General features: G+C 47.6%; 27 protein-coding genes and 1 tRNA gene. 17 read left to right on the top strand and 11 right to left on the bottom strand.

Annotated features, from left to right (window positions below; all coding sequences use genetic code 11):
* The first annotated feature begins 213 nt into the window (after window positions 1-213).
* The 13 genes from MKJ04_RS19855 (at window position 214) to cphA (ending at window position 12,389) form a co-directional block, all read left to right on the top strand.
* On the top strand, window positions 214-936 hold the full coding sequence (locus MKJ04_RS19855; protein ID WP_241643497.1) for a hypothetical protein: 723 nt from the start codon (window positions 214-216) through the stop codon (window positions 934-936).
* A 502-nt stretch (window positions 937-1,438) separates the two neighbouring features.
* Window positions 1,439-1,822, top strand: coding sequence for a hypothetical protein (locus tag MKJ04_RS19850; RefSeq protein ID WP_241643495.1), 384 nt, complete (start codon window positions 1,439-1,441; stop codon window positions 1,820-1,822).
* 138 nt (window positions 1,823-1,960) lie between these two features.
* Window positions 1,961-2,410, top strand: coding sequence for a DUF4844 domain-containing protein (locus MKJ04_RS19845; protein ID WP_241643493.1), 450 nt, complete (start codon window positions 1,961-1,963; stop codon window positions 2,408-2,410).
* A 97-nt stretch (window positions 2,411-2,507) separates the two neighbouring features.
* On the top strand, window positions 2,508-3,404 hold the full coding sequence (locus MKJ04_RS19840) for an acyl-CoA thioester hydrolase/BAAT C-terminal domain-containing protein (protein ID WP_241643491.1): 897 nt from the start codon (window positions 2,508-2,510) through the stop codon (window positions 3,402-3,404).
* A 128-nt stretch (window positions 3,405-3,532) separates the two neighbouring features.
* Window positions 3,533-3,970 (top strand): hypothetical protein, encoded by a 438-nt coding sequence (locus MKJ04_RS19835; RefSeq protein ID WP_241643489.1) that lies wholly within the window; start codon window positions 3,533-3,535, stop codon window positions 3,968-3,970.
* A gap of 115 nt (window positions 3,971-4,085) precedes the next feature.
* Window positions 4,086-4,805 (top strand): SIMPL domain-containing protein, encoded by a 720-nt coding sequence (locus MKJ04_RS19830; protein ID WP_241643488.1) that lies wholly within the window; start codon window positions 4,086-4,088, stop codon window positions 4,803-4,805.
* Window positions 4,806-4,960: 155 nt separating this feature from the next.
* Window positions 4,961-5,530: a hypothetical protein gene (locus MKJ04_RS19825; protein ID WP_241643486.1), complete on the top strand. Its 570-nt coding sequence runs from the start codon at window positions 4,961-4,963 to the stop codon at window positions 5,528-5,530.
* A gap of 247 nt (window positions 5,531-5,777) precedes the next feature.
* The gene (locus MKJ04_RS19820; protein ID WP_241643484.1) at window positions 5,778-6,314 is read left to right on the top strand and encodes a GNAT family N-acetyltransferase; all 537 of its coding nucleotides are present in this window, start codon (window positions 5,778-5,780) and stop codon (window positions 6,312-6,314) included.
* Between the two features lie 372 nt (window positions 6,315-6,686).
* Complete coding sequence (locus MKJ04_RS19815; RefSeq protein WP_241643482.1) at window positions 6,687-7,238, top strand: GNAT family N-acetyltransferase; 552 nt, start codon at window positions 6,687-6,689, stop codon at window positions 7,236-7,238.
* 123 nt (window positions 7,239-7,361) lie between these two features.
* Window positions 7,362-8,267, top strand: a complete 906-nt coding sequence (locus tag MKJ04_RS19810) for an NmrA family NAD(P)-binding protein (RefSeq protein ID WP_241643480.1) — start codon at window positions 7,362-7,364, stop codon at window positions 8,265-8,267.
* 162 nt (window positions 8,268-8,429) lie between these two features.
* Window positions 8,430-9,065, top strand: a complete 636-nt coding sequence (locus MKJ04_RS19805) for a peroxiredoxin (RefSeq protein ID WP_241643478.1) — start codon at window positions 8,430-8,432, stop codon at window positions 9,063-9,065.
* A 341-nt stretch (window positions 9,066-9,406) separates the two neighbouring features.
* Window positions 9,407-9,477 (top strand) — tRNA-Cys (locus MKJ04_RS19800).
* 266 nt (window positions 9,478-9,743) lie between these two features.
* Complete coding sequence (gene cphA / locus MKJ04_RS19795; protein ID WP_241643476.1) at window positions 9,744-12,389, top strand: cyanophycin synthetase; 2,646 nt, start codon at window positions 9,744-9,746, stop codon at window positions 12,387-12,389.
* A 450-nt stretch (window positions 12,390-12,839) separates the two neighbouring features.
* Here cphA and MKJ04_RS19790 read toward each other — a convergent pair whose 3' ends face one another.
* Window positions 12,840-13,781, bottom strand: coding sequence for a hypothetical protein (locus MKJ04_RS19790; RefSeq protein WP_241643474.1), 942 nt, complete (start codon window positions 13,779-13,781; stop codon window positions 12,840-12,842).
* A 115-nt stretch (window positions 13,782-13,896) separates the two neighbouring features.
* Between MKJ04_RS19790 and MKJ04_RS19785 the strand changes: the two genes are divergently transcribed.
* Both MKJ04_RS19785 and kdsA read left to right on the top strand, forming a co-directional pair.
* The gene (locus MKJ04_RS19785) at window positions 13,897-14,484 is read left to right on the top strand and encodes a methyltransferase domain-containing protein (RefSeq protein ID WP_241643472.1); all 588 of its coding nucleotides are present in this window, start codon (window positions 13,897-13,899) and stop codon (window positions 14,482-14,484) included.
* 138 nt (window positions 14,485-14,622) lie between these two features.
* Entirely contained in the window at window positions 14,623-15,432 is an 810-nt protein-coding gene (gene kdsA / locus MKJ04_RS19780) for a 3-deoxy-8-phosphooctulonate synthase (RefSeq protein WP_241643470.1), read from the top strand.
* A 67-nt stretch (window positions 15,433-15,499) separates the two neighbouring features.
* Here the strand turns inward: kdsA and MKJ04_RS19775 are convergent, their stop codons facing one another.
* Window positions 15,500-16,285 carry an O-methyltransferase gene (locus MKJ04_RS19775; protein WP_241643467.1) on the bottom strand — a complete coding sequence of 262 codons (786 nt, stop codon included), beginning with the start codon at window positions 16,283-16,285 and terminating at the stop codon, window positions 15,500-15,502.
* Window positions 16,286-16,354: 69 nt separating this feature from the next.
* Window positions 16,355-16,741, bottom strand: a complete 387-nt coding sequence (apaG, locus tag MKJ04_RS19770) for a Co2+/Mg2+ efflux protein ApaG (RefSeq protein ID WP_241643465.1) — start codon at window positions 16,739-16,741, stop codon at window positions 16,355-16,357.
* Between the two features lie 97 nt (window positions 16,742-16,838).
* On the opposite strand from apaG, the gene ung reads away from it, so the two are divergent.
* Entirely contained in the window at window positions 16,839-17,501 is a 663-nt protein-coding gene (gene ung, locus MKJ04_RS19765) for a uracil-DNA glycosylase (RefSeq protein ID WP_241643463.1), read from the top strand.
* Between the two features lie 86 nt (window positions 17,502-17,587).
* Window positions 17,588-17,941, top strand: coding sequence for an arsenate reductase (glutaredoxin) (gene arsC, locus MKJ04_RS19760; protein ID WP_241643460.1), 354 nt, complete (start codon window positions 17,588-17,590; stop codon window positions 17,939-17,941).
* A gap of 15 nt (window positions 17,942-17,956) precedes the next feature.
* Here the strand turns inward: arsC and MKJ04_RS19755 are convergent, their stop codons facing one another.
* The 8 genes from MKJ04_RS19755 to MKJ04_RS19720 form a co-directional block, all read right to left on the bottom strand.
* The gene (locus tag MKJ04_RS19755) at window positions 17,957-20,077 is read right to left on the bottom strand and encodes an ABC transporter substrate-binding protein (RefSeq protein ID WP_241643458.1); all 2,121 of its coding nucleotides are present in this window, start codon (window positions 20,075-20,077) and stop codon (window positions 17,957-17,959) included.
* 181 nt (window positions 20,078-20,258) lie between these two features.
* Window positions 20,259-20,609, bottom strand: a complete 351-nt coding sequence (locus MKJ04_RS19750) for a DUF1622 domain-containing protein (protein WP_241643456.1) — start codon at window positions 20,607-20,609, stop codon at window positions 20,259-20,261.
* Between the two features lie 173 nt (window positions 20,610-20,782).
* Entirely contained in the window at window positions 20,783-21,889 is a 1,107-nt protein-coding gene (gene lepB / locus MKJ04_RS19745) for a signal peptidase I (RefSeq protein WP_241643454.1), read from the bottom strand.
* A 17-nt stretch (window positions 21,890-21,906) separates the two neighbouring features.
* Window positions 21,907-22,623 carry a 4-hydroxy-tetrahydrodipicolinate reductase gene (gene dapB, locus MKJ04_RS19740; RefSeq protein ID WP_241643453.1) on the bottom strand — a complete coding sequence of 239 codons (717 nt, stop codon included), beginning with the start codon at window positions 22,621-22,623 and terminating at the stop codon, window positions 21,907-21,909.
* Window positions 22,620-23,306 carry a DUF5683 domain-containing protein gene (locus tag MKJ04_RS19735; protein ID WP_241643451.1) on the bottom strand — a complete coding sequence of 229 codons (687 nt, stop codon included), beginning with the start codon at window positions 23,304-23,306 and terminating at the stop codon, window positions 22,620-22,622. Before MKJ04_RS19735 ends, dapB begins: the two co-directional genes overlap by 4 nt.
* Before the next feature lie 9 nt (window positions 23,307-23,315).
* Entirely contained in the window at window positions 23,316-24,230 is a 915-nt protein-coding gene (locus MKJ04_RS19730; protein ID WP_241643449.1) for a ParB/RepB/Spo0J family partition protein, read from the bottom strand.
* A 14-nt stretch (window positions 24,231-24,244) separates the two neighbouring features.
* Window positions 24,245-25,027 carry a ParA family protein gene (locus MKJ04_RS19725; RefSeq protein ID WP_241643448.1) on the bottom strand — a complete coding sequence of 261 codons (783 nt, stop codon included), beginning with the start codon at window positions 25,025-25,027 and terminating at the stop codon, window positions 24,245-24,247.
* Window positions 25,028-25,034: 7 nt separating this feature from the next.
* A complete protein-coding gene (locus tag MKJ04_RS19720; protein WP_241643446.1) occupies window positions 25,035-25,715 on the bottom strand; it encodes a metal-dependent hydrolase in 681 nt (226 codons plus the stop codon).
* Window positions 25,716-25,741: the final 26 nt, after the last annotated feature.

The raw sequence follows: 25,741 nt of genomic DNA, 5'->3' as shown, positions 1-25,741 counted from the left end.
CTCCTTACTTTTTTCATCTTTCCACTTTTTAGGTTATTACTCTTAAACTTAACTTGTGGTCTGATTTTGCCGAGGTATTATAAAACTTGGAACGGATAGTGCAACACATTCACTATTGAAAAAGTTTAAGAAATCCTTCTGCCAACACGGCACAGGCTCCATATTCGGCTACGCCTCACTGGCAGCCTGTACTAGCCGTTGGCAAAAATATTAATGAAAGAAGTCTTACAAATAAATAAGAAGTATCAGTTAAGGTCTATCTCGAACGGAGTTAGAGTATTAGCTGGCTATCTTATGGTTTTTGCATTCCATTGGATTAAGGGGAGTAGTCTGCTGTCAGAGTTAGGCTTTTACCTGTTCATGCTTGGGGGTTGTCTCGTTTCCTTTCTACCAGCTTTTTACTTACACATTGCTTATTATATAACTAATAGAAGAACAATTGTAGAAGTAGACAAAGAAAAGCAGCTGATAACAGTAACGGACAAAAAAGGCAGACATGTTATACTTGCCTCTGATGTAAAGCAAGTGATAAGGGTAGTCCAGCGGGATTACCGACTTCCAGATTGGGAGCAGAACTGGTTCACTCTTCCATGGAGAAAGTACGGATACTTAAAGTTGGTCACCCATGATAGTGCCGTTTTCTTGCTAACATCTCTTATACTCGACCCGATAAACCCACCTATCAAGGAAACTGAGACCCAGTATAAATTTCTGCCTGACTTAAATAAAACTGTCGAAGAAGAGTTAACACAGACGGAAATTGAAAGCCAGATACGGCAAGAAGTGGAGAGCTTTAAGCAAAAGTTTAAGAATTATTCTGAACAAGAGCTTGTGGAGAAGATTTCGATGAAAGGATATAGAAAAGAAGCAGTCATGGCGGCTGAAGAGTTATTGAAGGAAAAACACACTTGCCAACAAGAGCTAAAGCACACTTAGGCGTGCCTTAGCCAAGCCGTTGTATGGGATTGAAAGTATGAAAGAAATATTGAAACAGCTTTTCAAAGCCTTAACAATTTTAGCCTTTGTAGTTCTTGCAATAGCTATAATATTCTTTCTCTTTGCAATAAGCCAGTTGGCAGATGCTTGGCAATAAGAAGTGCTAAGCTAAGCAGGTATAGGGAAAGCTAAGAACATATAAATTAATGGGCAGGAAATCACTCGGAGTTCTATTTCTATTGTTAGCTTTCTTTCTCATTGCTGGAATGATAGCAGGTTCTCATGGTCATTACCAATTGAATCCATATAAGCTTGAAGACTGGATTTTCTGTTTGATAATTGCATTTTTGACTTATACAGGCATAGTGTTGCTGTTCAAGAAAAGAGTAAAGAAGAACTAAAAACAAGCCCATACAACAAAGTATATAAGGTATAAATACCTCATATACCAGCACGTTGCCAGAAATAGAAGTTATAAAAAGAGAAAAGGAAACAACCGAAAATGACATGGTATAACCTGATATTCTTTCATGTTTTCAAGCGCTACTATAAAAATGGAAGGTATGGAAATGATATTCCTTGGCTGACCGCCTCTGGAATAGTGGGGGTATCAAGTCAACTTTATCTTTTTACTTTTACTGCTTTAGTTTACTTCTATACTTATGGAGAAATGCCAGAATTAGAAAAAAAATATCTCCTCTCTCTGGGCTTTGTTTTCGTAGCACTCAATTGGTTATGGTTCATTGGTGGTAACAGGTACCTTAAGATATTTGACAATTTCAAAGAAAGGTATTTACGGGATAAATTTACAGAGACACTTTCTTGGGTTTATGTTTTGGGTGCTTATGTAGCATTTATTTTGATGGTTTTGACTCTGAAAATGTAATATCAGAGTCAGAGAAATATCGGGATAAGAAGAAATAAAGCAAGAGTTAAATCTCCTTCTGGCAGCAAAGTTCAGCCTTAACCCTCGCTATGCTTCGGGCTTCGGCTGCACGAGTAACGTTGGGCTAAAATTTAAAGAATGAATAAATATCTACTGATCTTATTTGTTTGCTTATCTTTTTCTGCATGTGGGCAGACACAAATAAGAACTCCTGAAAATGCCATGACTAAGTTCGAAGAATTTAAAAAGAAGGAAAAGTTCGTGGAAGAGAGCACATTCTTCTATCCAGGTATTACTAACCCTAACATGCGGCCTGCACTAACAGAGAAAATCAATAAAGCAGCAGATGATTTCAGGGCAGTAGCAGAGGGCAAGAACCCAACAGATAAAGAGTACCAAAACAAGATAGAAGTAGGCCTTGTAAGGTTTTCTGATGTATACATGAACTTGGATACTGAAGATAGAGAAAGGATATGCACCTACTTCGAAGAACTCATAGACATAGTGGGACTAGAAAGCTCTGGCGGTCACTTGATGAAGTTTATGTATGGATTTAGCCTGCCAGAATCATCAGGGTCAGAAGAATAAAAACACTTGCCAACAAAGTATAGCAGTCATACTTCGGCTGACGCCTTACCATCTGCTATACCAACACGTACCGGCAAACCATATATGTACTTGATAAATGAAGATCAAAAATAAAAACCGGAGGGCTTTGATAAAACGATTACTTGTTACCGTAATTACTGTAATCATTATTCTTATAATTGGAGTAGTCCTTTTCTTCAATCTCTATAATCCTCCCTTATCTGAAAACCATGGTAAAATTGACGCTCAACTATTTGTTGGAGATTCAGTTAATCAACCATTAATTGTGGCTTTTGGAGGCAGTCAAGGTGGTAATACATGGACTGAGGATTATTGGTTGGAAATGAGAAACAAGTTTGTTGAAAAAGGCTATGCTGTTCTATCAATTGGATATTTTAATACAAAGAACACACCTGAAAAGCTTGACAGGATTTCAATTAATGCAATATATGATACCATAAAAAAGGTAAGCAGGAGGCCAGAAATCAATGAGAACAGAATTGCGCTTCTTGGAAGTTCAAGAGGCGGAGAACTTGTACTTAATATAGCAAGTAGGTATAAGGATATTAATGCAGTGGTAGCATTGGTGCCATCCAATGTGAGTTTTCCAGCTCAAACCCTGACAGCAAACACATCAGCATGGACATATAATGACAAAGAAATACCCTATATGAAAATACCTTTTAAAGCCTTCTGGGCTTCTTTACAAGGTGACTCACAAAGAATAAGTGAAATTATTATTGAAGAACAGGAAAAAACATTAAATGGTGTTATAAAGGTGGAAAAAATTAATGGTCCAATTTTATTGCTATCGGCAAAGAATGATGAACTTTGGCCGTCAGGGTATATGTCAAATCAAATTGAAAATAGATTGAGAGAGAACAATTTAAAATATTATTATGAAAACTATTTATTCGACGGAAAGCATCATGATACAAAAAAGTATTTTGATAAAGTATTCAATTTTCTGGATGAGCATTTTAGATCGAATTAATATAAATGCTGAAAGCTCAGCCGGTAACAAGTTGTAAAAAATAATAGCCTCTGAAAGCTAATCACAAACCAAAGCTACTATTTTTACAGTAATCGTAATTAGTAAGCATAGAAAGAATAGAAATAGAAATGAAAAGAGAAAAAATTAGTGGTGGCTTTGCTGTGATTGGGCATGCATTGGCGCTAATCTTCTTTGTTCCTCTATGCTTATTTTTACTCTACATTATCATCACCAAAAACTTCAGTTTTGAAGGAGTAATTTTTCTGTTGGCTTTTTTAGTTTCAAGTATACTTGTGGTAAGATATGCCTATACTTATGCTGACTTATACTTAGAAGGAAAAATTATTATAGTAAAGAAGTTGTTTAGTGTTAAGGTTAAGCCAATAGCTGAATATAAGACTATAGAGCAAGCAATTATGCCCCTGAAATACTGCATTAAATTTCAGGATGGAAGCAAAGTATGTTTCACCTTAACCAGCTCAAAGACTTTTCGGCACATAATAAGTACAGACCCTGAAAGAGTACTAAAAGAACTAAGGCTGAAGTTTCAAGTGCTAAAGCAATAGTACTCAATTGAAAAATAAAAGAATGGCAGCTGCCAACAAGGTATATAAGCCACACTTCGGCTAAGCCTCGTTCGCCTTTTATACAAGCCGTTGGGTACCATAAAAACGACAGAAAATGAAAACAATATTCGGAATTTTAAGCTTCATTCTATTATTCGGTTGTCAGAGCAATTCGCATGATGAGAGATCAAAATTTAAAACAATAATGATTAAGTCTTACGGTCAAATAGAAACTTTACCTGACCTAGCTACTTTTTATATTAATTTGAATTGTCTTGAAAATTCTGTAAAGCTTTCAAAAAAATGCCTTGTCGATAAAACTAATGAATTGAATAGTAAACTCATTTCTTTTGGAATCAACAAAGATGATATCCTAACGACTTCAGTAAACATGAACAAAAGTTACACTTGGGCTAAAAACACCAGAGTATTTCAAGGTTATAATAGTTCTACAATGATGTTTATAACTATTCGTGACATTGACAAACTTGATGAAATTTATTCTGAACTTCTTGAAAATAGAAACCTTGATTTGGGCGGACTTTCTTATTCGCATTCTAAAATAGATAGTTTAAAGAATGAGGCATATGTAGACGCGTTGAAAAAGGCAAGTGTTTTAGCTGATAAGTTATTGATAGAATTGCCAGAATCTAAAAAAGAGATTCTAAAAATTGGAAACGTCGAAATTTCTTCTTCTTTACCTCAAACTTTTGAATCGAAAGATGCTTCTTACGAAGAAGCAGTAGAAACCTCGGCGCAAAATCAATCAATTAACATTAGCAAAGGAACCGTTAGCATAAATTCAACTTTATACGTGGAGTATCAAATTAAATAAGTTACGGCACACAACATCGTTTAACGGAAAATAGCGGGTAATGTGGCGAAAAGTGCTATTTTAGACTCTAAGTTAACAACATCAAAGCCGACAAGTTCACGACCCTACTCCACGCCACTTTCGTTAAACAAATACGTTATGCGGTATTGATAATTATGAAAGTAAAACTGAAGGTATTTGAAATAGCTGTGGTCATATCCACCTTAATATTTCTAATTAGCTATACATTTCAAGAACAGTTATTTAAGCAACTTTGGATAATAGCCTTAGTTCCTCTTGTTATTTCTGGGCTTTTAACTTTCTTGATTTTTGCCTGGGCAATAGTTTACCATAGCAGGGTTGGCTTGACCTGTGGATTGATTGCACTTTCTGCAATAGGATTAGGTGAGCTACTAAAGTCAGAGTTGCTTAAAAGCAAAATTGTCTTGCAGGCTACTTTAAAGGATGATTTGTCCTACATGCATTTAACGCTAAGAGAAAATCAGAAATTTGAAATGGTGTCTTCTCACATGTTTGGCGATAAAGAATATATAGGCAAGTATAAATTGATTGGTGATAAACTCATCTTTCTAGACAAAGTGTATGACAATAGTTTTATTCCTGATACTGTTTTCATATGGAATGATAAAATCATTTTGAAGCATAGAGAAAATGGAGAACCAGAGATTGGCTTTGCTTCTTATTTTGATATAAAGAAAAATACAATAAAGAACAAAAGCCAATAACCCAGTACATACCTCACCGCTCACGCCCTTCCAACTTGTCGAAGATCCCAATTATTTCGGGGCTTATTGGCTTCACCCACTCGCCGATAAGGGATTTGCACCCTCTGGATAATCTGATTATATTTCTTTCGAAATAGTACTCGTGCCATGCTGGGCGCTCGCATTGTGTATAAGCCATACTACAGCCTAAGCCTCGCAATCGCTTATACAAATCCGTTTAACGCAGGCTGAATAGAACTAATGCCAAATGATTAAGCTAAGAAAAGTTACAATACACGACTTAGAATTACTTAAGTATTGGGACACCAAAAAACACGTAATTGACTGTGACCCAGATGACGATTGGAATTGGGAGTTAGAACTTAATCGCAATCCGGAATGGCGGGAGCAATTAATTGCTGAATTGGATGATAGGCCAATTGGTTTTATCCAAATTATTGACCCTTACGAAGAAGAAACTCATTATTGGGAAAAAGTAGAACAGAATAAAAGGGCAATCGATATTTGGATTGGTGAAGAAACTGATTTGAACAAAGGATATGGGACAGTAATGATGCAGCTAGCAATTGAAACATGTTTCGAAGTGCCTACTGTAAACGGAGTTTTGATTGACCCGCTCAAGAGCAATAGTAAAGCGCATAGATTTTATGAGAGAATGGGATTCGAGTTTGTGGAAGAAAGGCAATTCAATGGCACTAGTTGCTTTGTTTTTGAATTAAAGAAGCCAACGGACAACAGAGTGAATATGAAAAATAGCGGATTAATTATTAAAACGAAAGAATAATCTTAAAATATAAGCCAGTAAGAAGCCGAGTAGTTAGTGCTTAGATACCTGCTGCTTTTCATTCACAAAACATCAGCTGAGAACTGAAAACAAATTCTGAAAAATATGGCAACGAATATTTCGAAATTGAAAATAAAAGCTGCACCTTAAACGGTTTGGGCCGCAATTACAAAGCCTGAACTGGTAAAGCAGTGGCAGCATGGAAGTGATTTGAAAACCGGCTGGAAAGTGATCCAGGGCTTACGAATATGTAATGAAGGGTCAGAAAACAGGAAACGTTCTAATTAGCTTTTGATAGCGTACGAGAGCATGACAAAAGCTATAAAGCAATAAAGCACAGCTTCGCCCAGCCGGTGTGCTAAACATCAATTCATGAATAAAATAGAATTACAAACTGCAAGGCTTAAACTTAGGTTAGTTAAGGATTCTGATTTGACAGCCGTTCATAATCTTCATTTATTACCTGAAACTGACGAGTTTAACACCTTGGGAATACCTGAAAATCTAAACGAGACTAAGTCAGTGATTAATGCCTGGGTGATTGACAATCAAAAGCAAGAGACAGAGAATTACATCTTTGCCATCGTACTAAAAACCAATAATAATTTCTTGGGCTTGATTGCTTTAAAATTGGGCAACCCTAAATACAGTAGGGGTGAAGTATGGTATAAATTGCATTCCAACTATTGGGGTAATGGTTTTGGAACAGAAGCTTTAAACAGAATACTTGACTTTGGGTTTAAGGAGCTAAAACTGCATAAAATAGAAGCAGGTTGTGCCGTTGACAATATTGGGTCTATTAAGGTTCTAGAGAAAGTAGGAATGCGTAGAGAGGGACGAAAAAGACAGGTGCTACCACTGAAATCTGGTTGGTCAGACAATTTTGAATATGCTATAATAGAGACTGATAAGAGAATACTTTGAACAATGTCTCCGCTTAAAGTTTGCTTTAATGTGTATCAGGAGCACTTAAAACTTAACGTCTTTAGCTTTTTCATCTAATCAAATACTTGGAAATCAATTATATATAGACAGGGAAAAAGATATATGAGCAAAATAATAGTGATTGCTGGAGCGACAGGGAATCTTGGGGAAAGAATTGTAAAGGCTCTGCTTGATAAAAATGCTCAGGTGCATGCGCTTGTTCGCTCAAGCAGCGACAGTGAAACCATTAACCGACTGGAGAATCTTGGCGCAAAAGTGTTCAGGGTAACTCATTGGAATGTGGGAGAGCTGACAACTGCTTGCCTGGGTGCGTCGTGTGTCGTGTCGGCGCTATCCGGGCTGCGTGAGGTAATTGTAGTTGCCCAAAAGGTTTTGCTGGACGCAGCCATTGCGGCAGGCGTTCCCCGCTTTATACCCTCAGATTATTCATTAGACTTCACGAAATTTACCGATGGCGAAAACCGTAACTTAGATTGGCGACGTGAGTTTCATGAGTACCTTGATAAGACTGCTATTTCAGCAACTACAATTTTTAATGGCGCTTTTGCAGAGTTGCTGACAGATCAGATGCCTGTAATTCATTTTAAGCAGAAACTGGTTGTTTATTGGAGAAATGCTGATTATCGCTGGAACTTCACGACAATGGATAACACAGCTGAATATACAGCTAATGCCGCTCTGGACCCGTCGACTCCTCGTTTTTTACGAATTGCGGGCGATCAGGTCAGCCCCAGGCATATACAAGCGATTATGCGCGAGATAACCGGTGAAAAGTTTCGGCTTCTCCGTGCTGGAGGAAAGGGTCTACTCGGCATAATTATCAGCATGGCACGCCTGGCCGCGCCTGGAAAAGAGAATCTATACCCTGCCTGGCAAGGAATGCAATATATGCAGAACATGGTAGATGAACGATCAAGAATGTCTTCGCTAGACAATAACCGCTATCCTGCCATACACTGGACATCGGTGAAGGAAGTGCTCACAAATCATCAGAGGAATAGCCATTGAATTTAAGCGCACGTTTAAATTTCATTTCTGGAGGCGAAACATGCGTTTTGAGAATGCGCTGAGTGCTCTTTTCTGAGTATAAGCTTTCTATCACATACATAAAGCGCTAAACCGACGTTAAATTATTGAAAGCATTACGTTTCTACTAAACCAGATAAAACTATGTCTACAATCAGATTAGGAGATGAAGCTCCAAACTTTACAGCACAATCCACGGAAGGGGAGATTAACTTTCATGAGTGGCTCGGCGACAGCTGGGGCATCCTGTTTTCGCACCCTGCCGATTATACCCCGGTTTGTACCACAGAGCTAGGAACCGTGGCCAAGTACAAGGCTGAGTTCGATAAGCGCAACGTGAAGGTGATTGCCCTGAGTGTCGATGGCATCGCGTCACACAAAGATTGGGTAAAAGACATCAACGAGACGCAAAACACAACCGTCAACTTCCCGATTATTGCAGATGAAGACCGAAAGGTTTCCATGCTCTATGACATGATCCACCCGAATGCAAACGACCAACTGACCGTGCGGTCGGTGTTTGTGATAGGGCCAGATAAGAAGGTCAAATTGATCATAGTATACCCTGCTTCTACGGGTCGCAATTTTGACGAGCTGCTGCGCGTTATTGACTCGCTTCAGTTGACGGCGTACCATAAAGTGGCGACGCCAGCCAACTGGAAAAACGGTGATGACTGCGTGATTTCGCCGTCCGTTACCAATGAGGAAATACCCGCTTTGTTCCCGAAAGGGCATACCGAGATAAAGCCATACCTCCGGATGACGCCTCAGCCAAATTAAGAAAACACTTTCCATTTTATTAAAAAAGGGGCCTGAAAAGCCCCTTTTTTAGACTGGTTATATACTGGCCAGCCTCCAGCCAACATGCTGCGGCAACCCGACAGCGGAAATCCTGCGTTTCGGGGCGTAACCGGCTGAACGGAGAGGGGTATGCTTAGCCAGGTCTTGCCATCCATCAGGAAGTAGCTCGCCCGAGCTGAAAAAAACAGATAGCGCAACAACTAGGCTAACCCCAACAATACCAGCGCTTAAGGCAAAGCGGATCATAGTCAGACCAAAAAAATATCCCGTGGAGTTTGACAAAGCTACTTTTCTGCGTATGTTTGCACTCCCAATCACACGGTAACGTGGCCGAGTGGCTAGGCTCAGCTCTGCAAAAGCTGCTACAGCGGTTCGAATCCGCTCGTTACCTCAAATCCCCGCTAAGTTCGCTTGGCGGGGATTTTTGTTTTAAAAATCATACCTCTCAGCCGGATCTCTTGCACAAGGCAGCCAACGGAATCTTCGCTCAGCCGTTGCATTTTCGAATTTGCCTGTAATCCTTTAGCACCTGAATCCGTACTCAAATCTACAATCAGGGTATGGAAACCGCTTGCCCAACTCTTACACTGTGAGACTTCGAATAGCCGCCATATGTTGCTTAAACAGATTAAAGAAAGCTTACCGAGCTGAAAACTCATGAAGATTATAGATTTGCGTGTGATGCGCGGACCCAATTACTGGTCTGTGAAGCATCCCAAGATTATCGTCATCAAGCTGGCGCTGGAAGACCTCAATTCAAAACTCACCTCTGATTTCCCGCAGTTCCTGCCCAGGCTAAAGAAAAAAATGCCCGGCCTTGTGCTACATCGCTCCACAGAGGGTATAGAGGGCGGCTTCTTCAACACCATAGAGCAGGGCACCACTTTCGCGCATGTGGTGCAGCATGTGGCCCTCGAGCTGCAAACGATGGCGGGTATGGAAAGCGGCTACGGACGCTGTTACCCTGCGCACGAGGAAGGGCACATGATCGTGGTTTTCTCATACCAGGAGGAGCGGGCCGGGGAATACGCCGCATACGCCGCCGTCCGAATCACAGAGGCGCTGGCCCGCGGGGAGTCCTATAAGCTTAGCGACGACATCAGTCGCCTACACGATATCCGGGAGGACGAGTACTTTGGCCCAAGCACCTATGCCATCATCTCGGAGGCTGTCAGTCGTGGCATACCCTATATCCGCCTTAACCGCCACTCGCTTATTCAGCTGGGGTATGGCAAATACCAGAAACGCATACAGGCCACCATGACGTGCCGCACCGCATGCTTCGCCGTGGAGATTGCCTGCGACAAAAACGCCACGAAGGACATGCTGCAGGATGCCGGTATACCGGTACCCAAAGGCACCACCGTGTATACCACTGAGGAGCTCCGGAAAGCGGCAGACTGGCTGGGTTTCCCGCTGGTGACCAAGCCACTGGACGGGAACCACGGCAAAGGGGCGACCATCAACATCAAATCCCTGAAAGACGCGCAAAAGGGTATGGCCGACGCGCAGAAATACTCTTCCGGCGTTATTGTGGAGCAGTTTATTGAGGGATTTGACTTCCGGATACTGGTGATCCACGGCAAGTTTGTGGCTGCCGCCAAGCGCACGCCCGCCATGGTAACAGGAGACGGCATATCCACTATTGGCCAGCTGATAGAGCGCGAAAACAGTGACCCAAGACGCGGTATCGGGCACGAGAAGGCCCTCACCAGGATCAAGATAGACAAACACACGGCCCGTATCCTCAAAAGTCTGGACCTGACCACCAGTTCTGTGCTGGAAGAAGGGAGGGAGCTATACCTGAAAAGCACGGCTAACATCAGCACCGGGGGCACAGCCACAGATGTGACGGATCTCGTGGACCCCTACAACATCCTGATGGCGGAGCGCATCGCGGGTTTGATCGGTCTGGATATCTGCGGCATCGACGTGATGACCACCGACATTGCCATCCCCCTGAACGAAACCCGAGGCGCTGTGCTGGAGGTAAACGCGGCACCGGGCTTCAGGATGCACATCTCGCCCACATTTGGCCTGCCGCGCAACGTGGCCGAGCCTGTGCTGGACATGCTGTTTCCGCGCAACCTGCCTGCCCGTATCCCTATTATTGCCGTGACTGGCACCAACGGAAAAACCACCACCACGCGCCTGCTGGCCCATATGGTGAAAGCCCAGGGCTATCAGGTAGGCTATACCACCACCGATGGCATTTACATACAAGACAAGATGCTGGAGAAGGGAGATACCACTGGCTCCTATAGCGCAGAGTTCGTGCTGAAAGACCCTACCGTGAATTTCGCGGTGCTGGAGTGCGCACGCGGCGGCTTATTGCGGTCTGGCCTGGGCTTTCAGCAATGCGATATCGGTATCGTGACCAATGTCAGCTCGGATCACCTGGGACTGCGCGACATCCATACCCTGGAGGAGTTGGCGAAGGTGAAGGCGGTGATTCCGAAAAGCGTGAGCAAAGAAGGGTATGCCGTGCTCAACGCTGACGATGACCTGGTGTATGCCATGGCCGAAGACCTGACCTGCAAGGTTGCGTTTTTCAGTATGGATGAGAACAACGCCCGCATCGTGAAGCACATTGCGGCGGGAGGGCTGGCCGCCGTGTTCGAGAACGGCTATATTTCCATTTTCAAGAACAGTTACAAGATCAGGATCGACCGCGTGGCCGACGTGCCGCTCACGTTTGGCGGGAAGGCAAAATTCAACATCGAGAATATTCTGGCGGCGGCGCTTGCGGGCTATATCTCACATTTCGATATCGATGCCATCAAAACCGCACTGCGTACCTTTATCCCGTCGCCGGTGAAAACACCGGGTCGCATGAACCTGTTCAAGTTCCCTGATTTTGAGGTGCTGGTAGACTACGCCCATAATGTGGGTGGCCTGAAGGCCGTTGGCGACTACATTAATAGCCTTGATGCGACCAGAAAAGTTGGTATTGTAGCGGGAGTGGGAGACCGGCGCGAGCAGGATTTTTACGAGCTTGGCCAGGTGGCGGGGCAGGTGTTTGACGAAGTGATCGTGCGCCTCGATGCTGACCTGCGGGGCAAAACCGCAGCAGAGATCACGGGTCCGCTTATAAAGGGTATAGAAGAGGCTGCCCCGGGCAAACCGGTCAAACTGATCCCTGAGGAGATGCGCGCCATTGCCTATGCCCTCGAAAACGCCGGACCCGGAACCATCGTGGCTATCTTCACGGAAGATGTGCAGGAATCTGTAAAAATGGTAGAAAGTTTCAAGGTGATCCAGGATCGGCGGATGCTGCTGGACGAAGCGGCGGCAGGTATATAAATCTCTCGGCAGCAATTGATGCGCGCATACAGCCTTGCCTTTCAAATATCAGAATTCCCCTCGTGGGGGTAGAAGCCCTCTTGGGAGCTAATCTTGTAGGGAAAAATTTAGAAGCTTTCGAACACCTAAAATCATCCATGCTACTTCCTTTTTTGTCATCCTGAAAGGATCTTGTGGGCAAGCCGCAATTGCTTAACCACCCGGGGGTAGGGGCCCTCTATTTCCAACAAGATTCTTTACAGAATGACAATGGATTTTGATGCTTTAAATGCGTCCTGTTTTTCCCCACAAGATTAGCTTGGGAGGGGTAGGGGTGGGTTATTCTGTACGAAAATACATTAATACGCTAAATCCATTCGTTAATGGTATAAGCACTCAACACACAGCTTATAAAAGCAAAAAGGCCCTACGTACGCGCAGGGCCTTTTTGTTAAGGTATGGGGGTATGAATTACTTCAGTACAAAAGTGGTTTTACCAATCATAAACCCATCTGTGTACAATTCTACAACATGCTGGCCTTTTTTATACTCCGCGTTTTTGTTGTATGTAAAGCTTAGTTGCTGCTGCGAGTTGTCGAAAACAAAGTCGCGCTTGGCGGTATAGTACATGTCATCGCCGTCTATCTTAAAGGAACCGGAGCCAGTGGCCAGGTTATACAGCGCAGCACCGTCAGGCTCGATCAGGCGCATGTACACCGTTTTCGGCTCTTTTGCAGCCACGTCGTTTTTCGCCAGCTTAAACTCTACGCGAATTTTCTCCACGCGCTTGGCACGGAACTCATTGTCAGAGTCCTCTTTCTCCTTGCCGCGCTGGTTGATGATGTTCACGTTCAGGCCTTGCGCCTCAAGTCGGGAGGCAAGCTTCACCTTCTCGGTCAGGTTCTGATTGCTGGATTTAACGGTGGTCAGGCTATCGGCCAGTTGCGTCTGGGTGTTTTTGAGAGTGGTGTTCTCCGTAAAAAGCACTTCGTTGTCGGCTTTCAGCTTCACGATTTCCTCATCCTTTTGCTTCAGTTGCTGCTCAAACACAGAGGCCCTGTCGCGGAAGCGGCGCTGGTCTGTCAGGCTGTAGCTGCTTTTCCGGAAACCGCGCAACTCATTCAGGTCAGAGGCAATGGCGGCTATCTTGCTTTCCAGCGAATCATTCTCCAGGCCCATGGCCTGCAGTTCCTGGCTTTGCCGCTCGAAGTCCGACTTCAGCGCTTCGTATACCTTGATTTGATTTTCAAGTTCGGTGTTCTTTTCGAGGATAATCGCGGCTTGCTCTTCCGTTTTCTCCTTTTTCTGATAGTTCATGTAAATCAGAATGCCGTTTATGCTGATCAAAACGATTAGCAGGCCACCAATTAAAAGCTTTTTGTTGCTTCGGTTTTCAGGCGTGTTAGCTGACATAGGTATGGTTTAGTTGTTTAATCCGTTAATTTTAGGGTATAGCCGCACCAATCCGGCAATACGGCCGTGCGCGCAAGTATCAAATATAAAGCTTTTGCAGAAGGAAACTAAAAGGATGGGAGAACAATTTGATGCCGCTTACTGGGAGGCGCGCTACCTGAGCGGCCAGACGGGATGGGATGCCGGAGACGTTACACCGCCTCTCAAACACTATTTTGACCAGCTCCGGGAAAAGCAGCTGCGCATCCTCATCCCGGGGTGCGGCAACGCTTATGAGGCCGAATACCTTTACAGACAAGGCTTTGGGCAGGTATACGTGGCCGATGTAGCAGAGGCCCCGCTGCGGCAATTTTCCGCGCGCGTACCTGATTTCCCGAAGGAGCAGTTGCTGCAACAGGATTTTTTTTCGCTGGAGGGAGGGTATGACCTGCTCGTGGAGCAAACTTTCTTCTGCGCCCTCGACCCGACGTTGCGGCCACGATATGCCCGGCAGTGCGCCAACCTGCTGCAGCCGGGCGGTAAGTTAGTTGGTCTGCTGTTCAACACGACGTTTGCCCAGGCCGGTCCGCCCTTTGGCGGCACTCGCGAGGAGTATATAGGCTATTTCGAACCTTTTTTTGATTTTATCCATTTCGAAACTGCTACCAATTCATTGCCCGCCCGGCAGGGAAGGGAGCTCTTCATGCTTCTCCAGAAAAAGTAGTGCTGCGTTTATACCTAATGAACCGGCATCGGGAGCGCGTTCTTTTTGAAACGTTATACCCTTTCTTTCTGAATTCTTAATTCGTGATTGAAGTCGTACCTTTACGCTACCTTATAGAAACTGATAACAAAAAAGCTCATGTTTGATATTCCGAAACTGAAACATACCGATAGCGGCAATTTCTTTCTGATGGCCGGTCCGTGCGCCATAGAGGGGGAGGAGATGGCCATGCAAATTGCGGCCCGCCTGAAAGAACTGACTGACAAACTGCAGGTGCCTTTGATTTTCAAGGGATCATACCGCAAGGCGAACCGCTCGCGCCTCGACTCCTTCACCGGCATCGGCGACGAAAAGGCGCTAAAAATCCTGCAGAAGGTAGGCCAGGAATTTGACGTGCCCACCGTCACGGATATCCACGAGACGGCTGAGGCTGCCATGGCGGCCGCGTATGTGGACGTGCTGCAGATACCAGCCTTTCTGTGCCGCCAAACCGACCTTCTGATTGCGGCGGCGGAGACAGGCAAGGTAGTGAACATCAAGAAAGGGCAGTTTCTGTCGGGGGCGGCCATGCGCTTTGCCGTGGAGAAGATCCACGATTCCGGAAATCAGAAAGTGATCCTCACCGACCGGGGCAATTCCTTCGGCTATTCCGATCTGGTGGTTGACTTCCGGAACCTGCCGGAAATGCAAAGCATCGGCGCTCCGGTGGTAATGGACGTGACGCACTCGTTGCAGCAGCCCAACCAAAGCTCTGGCGTAACAGGAGGCAAACCGGCGCTGATCGAAACGATCGCCAAAGCAGCCATCGCTGTGGGCGCAGACGGCCTGTTCATCGAAACGCACCCGAAGCCCAGTGTTGCCAAGTCAGACGGCGCCAACATGCTGCCCTTAGATCAGCTGGAGGAACTGCTCACCAAACTGATCCGCATCCGGCAGGCCATTCGCTAAACGGATCGTTAAAAAACTAACAGCTCGGGCGAGGTATGATTTTCATGCCTCACCCGAGCTGTTCTGATTAAAAACTCAGTGTAAAATGTTCCTTGGGCTGCGAGGATCGGAAGAAAACCAGCCCGACAAAAAACAGGTCTACTGTCTGCATCACCTGCGGGTGCTGTTTAATCTCTTTCCAGGCCCGCTTCATCTCTGCCGACCAGTAAATATCGTCCAATACGAACACACTGTGCTCGTGGTGCCTGGTCAGGCAGCTTTTGAAGTAACGCATGGTAGGCGCGTAGCGATGATTGCCATCGAAGAAAACAAAATCCAATCTGGCTGTTTGCTGCAGTTGCTTTTCCAGGGTATCGTCCAGGTTGCCTTCTATTAAGGTGATGTGCTTCAGGCCAAGGGCCTTAAAGTTTTGCCGGGCCACTCCCGCAATGTTGGGGCAGCCCTCGAAGGTATACGTTGCGGCCTGCCGCCGCGCCTCTCCCAGGTATGCAGTTGTAATGCCCAGCGAAGTGCCCAGTTCAAAGATCGTTTCCGGCTGAAAGTGGTTAACCAGCCGGAAGAGCAACTGTCCGTATTTCATGGGTTTGGCCGAGGTCCGGGCAATGTCCTTAATTCGGCGCTTCCGAAAGTTAATGTTTTTAGAGCCAGCCCCTAAATCGGTCACCTGCAACGTGCGCTTCTCTTTCAGGAGTCTGTTTCGCAGCGTCTCTACCCGGCTGTACGCAGGAAAATAGCCGGTGTGCCGCAGCACATGGTGGTATAGGCTAAAGATAAAAGGAGAATGAACGCCGTGCAGTTTAAACGCCCGCGCCCGGTAAAGCAGGTAGTCAGCGGCTAGTCGGAAAGGGGACACAGGTATGCGGTTAGGCTTATGAGCGCAGGACGAGGCATAAGTCCCCGGTTGGGGCAAGTCCTGCAGGGTTTAGTTGAGTTTGTAAGGCACCACCAGGGTAAACTCAGGGATCGTCACGTAAAATTGGCGGCCATCGATAATGCGCTCCATCAGGTAGGTGCCACGCATCTTGCCGATGCCTGTTTTGAGGTTGCACCCCGACACATACTCGTGCATTTCGCCGGGCTCCAGCACGGGTTGCTGGCCCACCACGCCTTCGCCCTCCACTTCGCGCACAACGCCTGTCGCATCGTGTATATGCCAGTGGCGGCGCAGCAGCTTCACGGTAAACTCGCTGTGGTTGTCGATCCTGATCTTATAAGCAAAAACGAAATGCTGCTGCACTGGGCTGGAATAGTCGGGAAGGTAATTGGCCGTAACTGTTACTTTTACACCTTCAGTTGTTTTTGTATCCATGTTCCAGAGTTTTTTGTATACTTAGCAACCAAAGAAGCGGCTGCTTGTTCCTTCAATGGCACTGTATGCTTATCTAAACCCGCAAGCTCAAATCAGCATGAATGTAAAGATAGAAGAAAGCTGGCAAAATGTACTGCAAGATGAATTTGAAAAACCTTATTTCAAAAATCTTGTGTCTTTTGTTAAAGACGAATACACCTCTCAAAAAGTTTATCCCCCGGGGAGCCAAATCTTCAGCGCTTTCGAGAAATGCCCTTTCGAGGAGGTGAAAGTGGTGATTCTTGGCCAGGACCCATACCATGGGCCAAACCAGGCGAACGGCCTGGCTTTCTCGGTGAGCGAAAAAGTGCGTATCCCTCCCTCGCTGCTCAATATCTTCAAGGAGATCAAAAACGACCTTGACAAAGACATGCCTGCCACCGGCAACCTGGAGCGCTGGGCAGAGCAAGGGGTGCTGCTCCTGAACGCCACGCTCACCGTACGGGCCGCGACGGCTGGCTCGCACCAAAAGAAGGGCTGGGAGGAGTTTACCGATGTGGTGGTGCAGAAAGTAAACGACCTGAAAGAGCATGTGGTGTTTATGCTGTGGGGAGCATATGCCCAGAAGAAAGGCGCATTTATAGACGAAAGCAAGCACCTGGTGCTGCGTGCGGCTCATCCATCACCTTTCGCCGCAGACCGAGGCTTCTTCGGCAACCACCATTTTAGCAAGGCGAATAAATACCTGCAGGAGCACGGCATGCAGCCCATAGACTGGTAGCCTTTTTTCTAAAATGTAAGTCCGACGTGAATTCAAGGACAATTGGATGTATACTTTCCGGTAGTTCATAAATTACCCAACTGACCATGTTAAAAATATACCATAATCCGCGCTGCAGCAAAAGCCGCCAGACACTGGACCTGATCAAAGAGGCCGCGCAAGAGGTGGAGGTGATCGAGTATCTGAAAAACCCGCCCACCGCTGCCGATCTGAAGGATGTTTTGAATAAGCTGGGTATACCGGCTGAGCAACTGCTCCGGAAAGGCGAGCCACTGTACAAGGATAACCACAAGGGCAAAAGCCGCTCCGATGACGAGTGGGTTCAGATTATGGTCGAAAATCCAGTGCTTATCGAGCGGCCCATCGTCATGACGGAAACGAAAGCCATACTGGGCCGTCCACCAGAAAATGTCATGAGCCTTCTCAAGCCACGGACCTAACTCCGACTATTCACTTTATAGAACAAGAAACAGCGTGATGATCAAAATTATGGCTGGGTATATATAGCGCTGGTAGATTTTGGCAATCTTGCTCTCGGTATCGTATTTTTTCCGTTTAACAAACTGTAGGATGGAAGTCCCGATCAGTGAGGTAATCATGATGTAGGTGAAGATGAAGATTTTATCGGAGATTGTGGCGTGCTCCATCTCTGGTTTGTAGGCGGAAAAGTACAGGGCGATTGATGCGAGTAGCGAAGTGACCTGTATGGCCTCCAGCGTTTCGACCCTGCTTAAGGGGATGAACACCGAAAAATAGGTTACCACCAGAATAACCAGAAGCGGGGTAAGCACTTTCAGGAAAAAGTCGACCCTGGCCCTGGACATGACATAGGTATAACTGAACTTGTAAAAGGGCTGGTTTCGTTGCTGGTCATTAAAAGAGTTATAGTAACTGATGATGTCGTGGGCATACCCCACATACTGATTGCGGTAGTGCCAGCCATCTGTCTCAAATAAGGAGTCGTTTAGGGCGGTGGTGGACGGCTGGATAAAAAAAGGATTTGTGGCATTGGCCGGCTGAAGCTGGATGGGGAACTTTTGCTTGTCGAACGGATAGTTTTTCAGGTCCGGCTCAAACAGGAACTTACCCGATACCCGAAACATATAGTTGTAGAGCGGTTTTTTGCCCGGTATTTTTCTAAAGCTAATCGGTTTGATATCCAGCAGGTATTCGTGGCTTGTCTCGCTTCTGGCAGCGTTCGTAAAGTCTATCCGCGCAATGTCAACAGGAATTATGGAGGTGATTTCCAGATAAAACGTAGCGTAGAAGCTGCCTTCAGGGTCATTTACCTGGTTTAACTGCACCATATCCATATGCGTGAAAAAAACGGGCACCTGTCGCAGCGTATCGTTTATCCAGATGAACTGATCGGGTGCCAGTATATGCCGGGTGAGCAAAGCGGGCTTCCAGGCCAGGAGTACGTCTCCGGCAATGGCCCTGTCTGCGTTAAAAAACCAGTCGTCGAACCAGCCCCGGTAAATCAGGCCTCCCCCCACGTATTTCTGCAGGCCGCTGATGATTAATTCTTTGGTAGCGTTCTCCGAAGTGTCAGCAGTTTCGCCGATAGCCGCGGCGGCGGCCAGCAACCCAATGCTGTCTGCGATGCGGGCACTGAAGCTCAACTGGAACTCCAGGGTTTCTCCGGGGGTCACGTCCTGTATAAAAGATGGGATTTGCTCCTGCAGCCGCAGGTTATACGTGCCAGGTATACCGATCACGTTCAGGTCGTAAAGCTCCCCGAGATTGTTCCCCTCTGATTGTCCGATCACCTGGCCGAGGTCGCCGAGCGCGGTGAAAATGGGAATCTGAACGCCGGCTTGTCTGAGCAACGGGATAAAGGTCGAGGTAATTCCGCTCCGGAACGACAGCAGCAAAAAGTCTGCCTTGGTGGCTATGAGTGTTGCCGCCAGCGAGTCAACTCCCCCTTGGTCAAAGAGGTGCCCTTCCGGGAGCCATTTTTCCATCACCACATGTGCCGTAGTGTCTTTGAGTTGCTGGTCACAAAGCTTCTGCAAAAGCGCCGCGGAGTATAAATCGCCTGTCATACCTATAAAGGCGGTGCGTCTGAACCTGTCTTCCAGGAATTTCTCAAAGCGCGCTGCAACGTCGTTAATCCCCTTTTCGGCCGTGAACATGTTCGGGTACTCCTCGAAAAGGGGTGTCAGGGCATACCCCCCGATAAACGGAATGCGGGCTGGCCCCACCAACTCTGCCACCGCTTTCGACCTGGTTGAGCTCCAACTCCCCACATAGCCGATCAGGGTAGGGTCCTCGATGGTTTCGGCCACTACCTTCTTCGCAATTTCAGGGTCGCCTCCGTCGTCGAGGTACTTCACACGCACTTCCTTCCCCAGAATTCCACCCTGTTGGTTTAGAATGGTAACTCTTTTCTGAATGATGTTTTGCATCACCTCCAGGTCATTCCCCTTGAGCTCGTTGTAATTGATGAGCACGCCCACAGTATAGTAGCCTTCCAGAAAGCCCCTTTGGTATAGATGCCTGTAAAGGATGGCACCCACTATCAGGAGCCCTATCAGCACTACAAAAACCTGTTTATATACCGTCTTTCGAAGCATTAGGGTAGGCTTAGTACTTTCGTGTCAATCGTTCTGGAATGCAGGTGAACATGCATTGGCCAGCAGTACACACGCTGTTAATGTACTATTACGCAATCAAAATGCTAATCGATATATAGATTGTTTACTTTAAACACTGGTTGTCAAAGGGATATGCTGTGGGGTATGGCATTGAGGCAGACTACTCAGTGTCTTTGGCGGGTTGCCACGGGAACTTGCCTTCCAACTCAACCTGCAGCGAGATGCTCAGGAATGTTCTGATCAGCACGATCAGGGCCAGTGTCAGTACCCGATCAAGCGTGGGCTCTGTCACGACGGTGGCGATGATATCGGCTGCCACCAAAATCTCCAGCCCCAGCAAAATGGCCTTCCCTAGATCCAGCCGCAACTGTTTGTATGACCTTTCCTTTGATTGAATTCCAGGGAAAACGAACTTGAAAAGCGCTATGGCGGCCCCGATAGAGATGATGAGCACCCCGACTGCCTCTATACCCCGGGCAGTGTATTCTATGTATAACCTGATGTGCTCCATAAGACTTTCGGGTAGGGGTATGCTTTAGAGGCGGCGTGGAAGCCGCGAAGTTACCTTAGCCTAACGCACTTGTGCTAAAGTGGTTGTTTTGGGATGCAAGTGCACCTGGGAAGGGGCATAAAAAAAGCAGCCAGTCGTGGAGGCTGGCTGCTTGTGCTAGATGGAGGTCCGATCTATTCGATTGACTTGAAGATTCGGCTCCAGCGTATTCTGTCGAGGAAGGTGCCTTCCGGGTTCGTAGACATCCAGATCATCACGGCCTTGCCCACGATATGGTCTTCCGGCACAAAGCCCCAAAACCGGGAATCCAGCGAGTTATGGCGGTTGTCGCCCATCATAAAGTAGTAGTTCTGCTTGAAGGTATACTGGTTCACCTCCTTGCCATCAATAAAGAGTTTTCCGTCGCGCACGGCTGCATCGTCGTTGTGCTCATATCCCAGAATCACCTTTTCGTAAAGAGGCAGCGTTTTGGGCGTGATGGCCACCGTGGCGCCTTCTTTCGGGATGTATAGCGCGCCGAAGTTGTCCTTGTTCCAGTCATACATGCTGGGCACATGCGGGAAAACCTGTGGGTCGCCTTTGCCGGGGAGATCTTTCATCAGGATCACATCCTTCATAAAGTCCAGCTTAGCCATCTCAGCCGCCAGTTCCGGGGAGGCATCCACGGCATACCCGTTGTCATAGGTATAAAGATCGTTCAGGTTGATGTTGCGGTCCTGGAAAAATTTCTGAGACAGTTGCGTTTTAGGCACTAGCAGGTACTTATACTGCATGCCCGCAGGGTTTTCGATGGCCTTCCCGTTGATGTATACCTGCATGTCTTTCACCGCAAGCGAGTCACCGGGCAGGCCGATGGCCCGCTTGATGTAGTTGGTGCGCAGGTCAGCGGGGTGCTGCGACTCAGGCGGGTAGTTAAACACGACCACGTCGAAGCGCTTCACCTCAGAGAAGCCCGGCAGGCGGTGCGGCATCAACTGTATGGCGTCTGAGTAGGAGGGGATGTTGGTACCCCAGATGGTTTGGTGCGTGAGCGGAACCTGCAAGGGCGTCATGGGGGTGCGGGGGCCGTAGTGCAGCTTGCTCACAAACAGGAAGTCGCCCACCAGCAGTGATTTTTCCATGGACGGGGTGGGGATGGTGTAGGCCTCAAAGGTAGCCCAACGGATCAGGCTGGCCGCCACCACGGCAAACAGGATGGCATCACCCCACTCCCGGGCAAAGCTTTTCTTTTTCTTTGGGGATTTTTCCTGAGGGGCTTTCTCCCAAAATTTTACGTTCATCAGCAAGAGCTATGGGTTTACAGGTTCAGCATGTCTTTCATGCCATACACGCCTTTGCGGTCTACGAGCCAGGCGGCGGCCATCACGGCACCTTCGGCAAAACCAGCACGGCTGTGGGCCACGTGGCCAAGTTCAATCTGGTCGATCTCAGAGCTGTACGTCACGATATGGGTGCCCACCACATCCGGCGCACGCTCCGAGACGATGTTTAATTTAGTTTTTTCTTCCGGATTGTCAGACACCCAGCCCTCCAAATTCGGGTAGCTGGCCAATATCCCCTCTGCCGCCGTAATACCGGTTCCGCTGGGCTTGTCCACTTTCTGCAGGTGATGCACTTCCTTTACATGAACGGAATATTCCGGGTAGGCTTGCATTTTGGTGGCGATATACTCGTTGAAATGGAAGAACAGGTTGACGCCCACGCTGTAGTTGGATGCGTAGAAAAACGCGCCGTTCTGCTTCAGGCACAGCGAAACCGCCTCCTCAAACCGGTCCAGCCAGCCCGTGGACCCCGATACAACGGGTATGCCATGCACCAGGCAATAGCTCACGTTGCCAAAAGCCGACTCAGGGTGCGTAAATTCAATCGCCACATCCGTGTTTTCGGCAGTGAAGTTGCGCAACTCCTCGGCGTTTTCGTGGTCTACTCGGCCAACAATTTCGTGGCCTTTCGCCAGGGCGGTCTGCTCAATGGTTTTACCCATTTTACCGTAGCCAATCAATAAAATTCTCATTTAGATCGGGTATAAAGTGTTAAGGTCAGGGCTGGCGTGATGCCAGTGGGAGTGCCTGCAACCGGTATAAGGTTCGGCTGCATCCGCAAGGCCAGGTCGTCGCTCACGTCAAACTCCTTCAGGTGCGCGTGCACGTAGGCTTCTGCAATCTGCAGGCCATATGCCCCAATCGAAAGCAGGATGGTCAAGTCGCGGTTGCGGCGGTAACCATCTCGGCGGTATTCAAGATTGCGGACAGCAAAAGAGCCCGGCTCCGTGCCGTTCTGTACACCCAGGGTGGAGTGATTGGCATATTCATCCACGGTGGTCGAGTCACCGTCTATGCGCTTAATAAGGGCCACACGGTAACTCTGGTATTGGTTGTTGTTGTAGATAAGATAATATCCCAGCACCGCACCCATGGCGTAGACAAGTGGCATCTTCCAATAGGATTTGTTGTAAAACTGGCCGGCACCAGGTATGGCTGCGGCCCAAAGCGCGGCTTTGGTGGGGCGGTCCAGGTCTTTTAAGCTGCTCACCTTAAAGTTGGCCAGGAAGAAGCCCTCTTTTTTTGTCAGCGTGTCAGGCACTTCTACAAGCACAGAGTCGGGCCCTTCGGTAATCACCTGCCCATATCCGGTGGCAGGTGCGAGGTACAACAGTATACCCAGCAGCAAAAACAAAAAGCCAGCCTGTAGCCTCATCGTGCAGTGTTAGTAATTTAAAATCTCCAGAATCCGGTTAAGCTCTTCCACTGTCAGGAACGGGATCTTGATTTCCCCTTTTCCCTCGTTATTGGCCTTAACCAGTATTTTAGTGCCGAACTGGGAGGAAAGCTTCGTTTCCACGCCTTTCAGCTCTTCGTCGTATTTGTTGAAGCTCAGCTTCTGCTGGGCATCCGGTTTCTTGTTAGCATTTTGGAGGTTGCGGACCAGTTCCTCCACTTTGCGCACGGATAACTCTTTGGCCACCACCTCTTTGTATACGTCCAGCTGCTGCTCTACTGTGTTGATGTTGATGAGGGCGCGGGCATGGCCCATGCTGATGAGGTTGTCGCGGAGGCCGATCTGAATATCCGGTGGCAGCTTGAGTAGGCGCAGGTAGTTGGTAACCGTGGTGCGCTTCTTGCCGACGCGCTCGCCGAGTTCTTCCTGCTTCAGGCTGCACTCCGAGAGGAGGCGCTGGTAGGAGAGGGCGATCTCGATGGCATTCAGGTTTTCCCGCTGGATGTTCTCGATCAGGGCCATCTCCAGCATCTGCTGGTCGTCGGCCTTGCGGATGTAGGCCGGTATTTCTTTGAGCCCCGCGATTTTAGAGGCCTGGTACCGTCGCTCTCCCGAAATCAGCTGGTAAGTGTTCTGGTCGAGCTGCCGCACCGTGATCGGTTGGATGATACCCTGTACTTTGATGGACTCGGCCAGTTCCTCCAGTGCCCCCTGGTCAAAATGTGTCCGGGGCTGGTATGGGTTGGTCTGGATCTGGTCTATGGCGATGTCTGCGATGGTATTAACTTCGTTTAGCGTGGAAGATTCGGTTTTGCCGGTATACTTATTTCCCTCCAATAGGGAGCCGAGGCCCCTGCCGAGGCCTCCTTTGCGTTTGGCTGCTGAATTCTTGTTGTCAGACATGTACTCGTAAGGTGTTATTTTTCCAGCGCGACGCTGTTTTTCTCTGCAATTTCACGGGCCAAGTTCAGGTAACTCAGGGCTCCCTTGCTCTCTGCGTCGTGCAGGAGGGCAGGTATGCCAAAGCTCGGCGATTCGCTCAGCTTGACGTTGCGCGGGATGATCGTTTCGAACACCATCTGCTGAAAGTGCGTTTTCACCTCTTCCACCACCTGGTTGCTCAGGCGCAGGCGCACGTCATACATCGTCAGGAGTATGCCCTCAATCGCCAGGTCCATGTTCAGGCGCGACTGTATGATCTTGATCGTGTTCAGCAACTTGCCAAGCCCCTCCAGCGCAAAGTACTCGCACTGCACCGGGATCACCACCGAGTCGGCGGCGGTCAGGGAGTTCACCGTGATCAAACCCAGTGAGGGTGAGCAGTCTATGATGATGAAGTCATAGCGCTCCTTGAGGGGGCGAAGCGCCTCACGCATCTTTTCCTCCCTGTTCGGCACGGTGATCATCTCCACCTCAGCCCCGACCAGGTCGATGTGGGAGGGGATGAGATCCAGGTACGCGATGTTGGGCGACTGCAGGATAATGTCCTCCACCTTCACGTCATCCACCATGCACTCATATATGCTGCTGGTGATGGTGTCGGGGTCAAACCCAAGGCCCGAGGTGGCGTTTGCCTGCGGGTCCGCGTCAACAAGTAACGTTTTATATTCAAATGCTGCCAAACTCGCTGCCAGGTTAATGGCCGTGGTGGTTTTGCCAACGCCACCCTTTTGGTTTGCAACCGCAATTATTTTTCCCATTCAAGCCTTATAGGTCAATCGTCTGACCTATCTCCATTAGTATAAGTTCTTTATCGGCCAGTTTGGCCACTTCCTTCGCCTCCTCCAGGTCTATCTCGATGTAGGGGAAGGTGTCATAGTGCATCCCGATGAACGTGTCTGTCTGCACAAAATCGGCAGCCAGCACGGCATCGTGTATGTCCATGGTAAAGTTATCACCAATCGGCAGCAACGCAAAATCCAGGTCATACTGCTCCGGAATCAGCTTCATGTCGTAGGTGAGGGCCGTGTCGCCGGCAAAGTAAAACGTTTTGTGCTCGGTTTCCACTACAAAGCCCGCCGCCACCCCGCCGCTCGTTCCGTCGGGCAGGGTGCTGGAGTGGATGGCGGTCACCATCTTCACGGTGCCGAAGGGTAGGGTTACTTTGCCGCCGATGTTCATCGGGTGCGTCTTCTCGATTCCCTTGCTGCCATACCAGCTGGCAATTTCATGGATGGCCACTATCGTGGCGTTGTTGGCGCGCGCTATCTGCTCGGCATCAAGCACGTGGTCCTGGTGGCCGTGCGAGAGCAGGATGAAGTCTGCCTTTATGGCCGAAACGTCTATCTGGGAGGCAAGCTCATTTCCCGAAATGAAGGGATCGAACAACACGCGATGCCCGTCAATTTCAAATAAGAAGCAAGACTGTCCGTAGTACGTTATATTCATAATGTTGCTATTTTAGTGTTTTGGCG

The sequence above is a fragment of the Pontibacter sp. E15-1 genome (assembly GCF_022601975.1).
Taxonomy (GTDB): Bacteria; Bacteroidota; Bacteroidia; order Cytophagales; family Hymenobacteraceae; genus Pontibacter.
The sequence above is the reverse complement of the archived record's forward strand: the minus strand, read 5'-3'. Positions and strand labels throughout refer to the sequence as shown.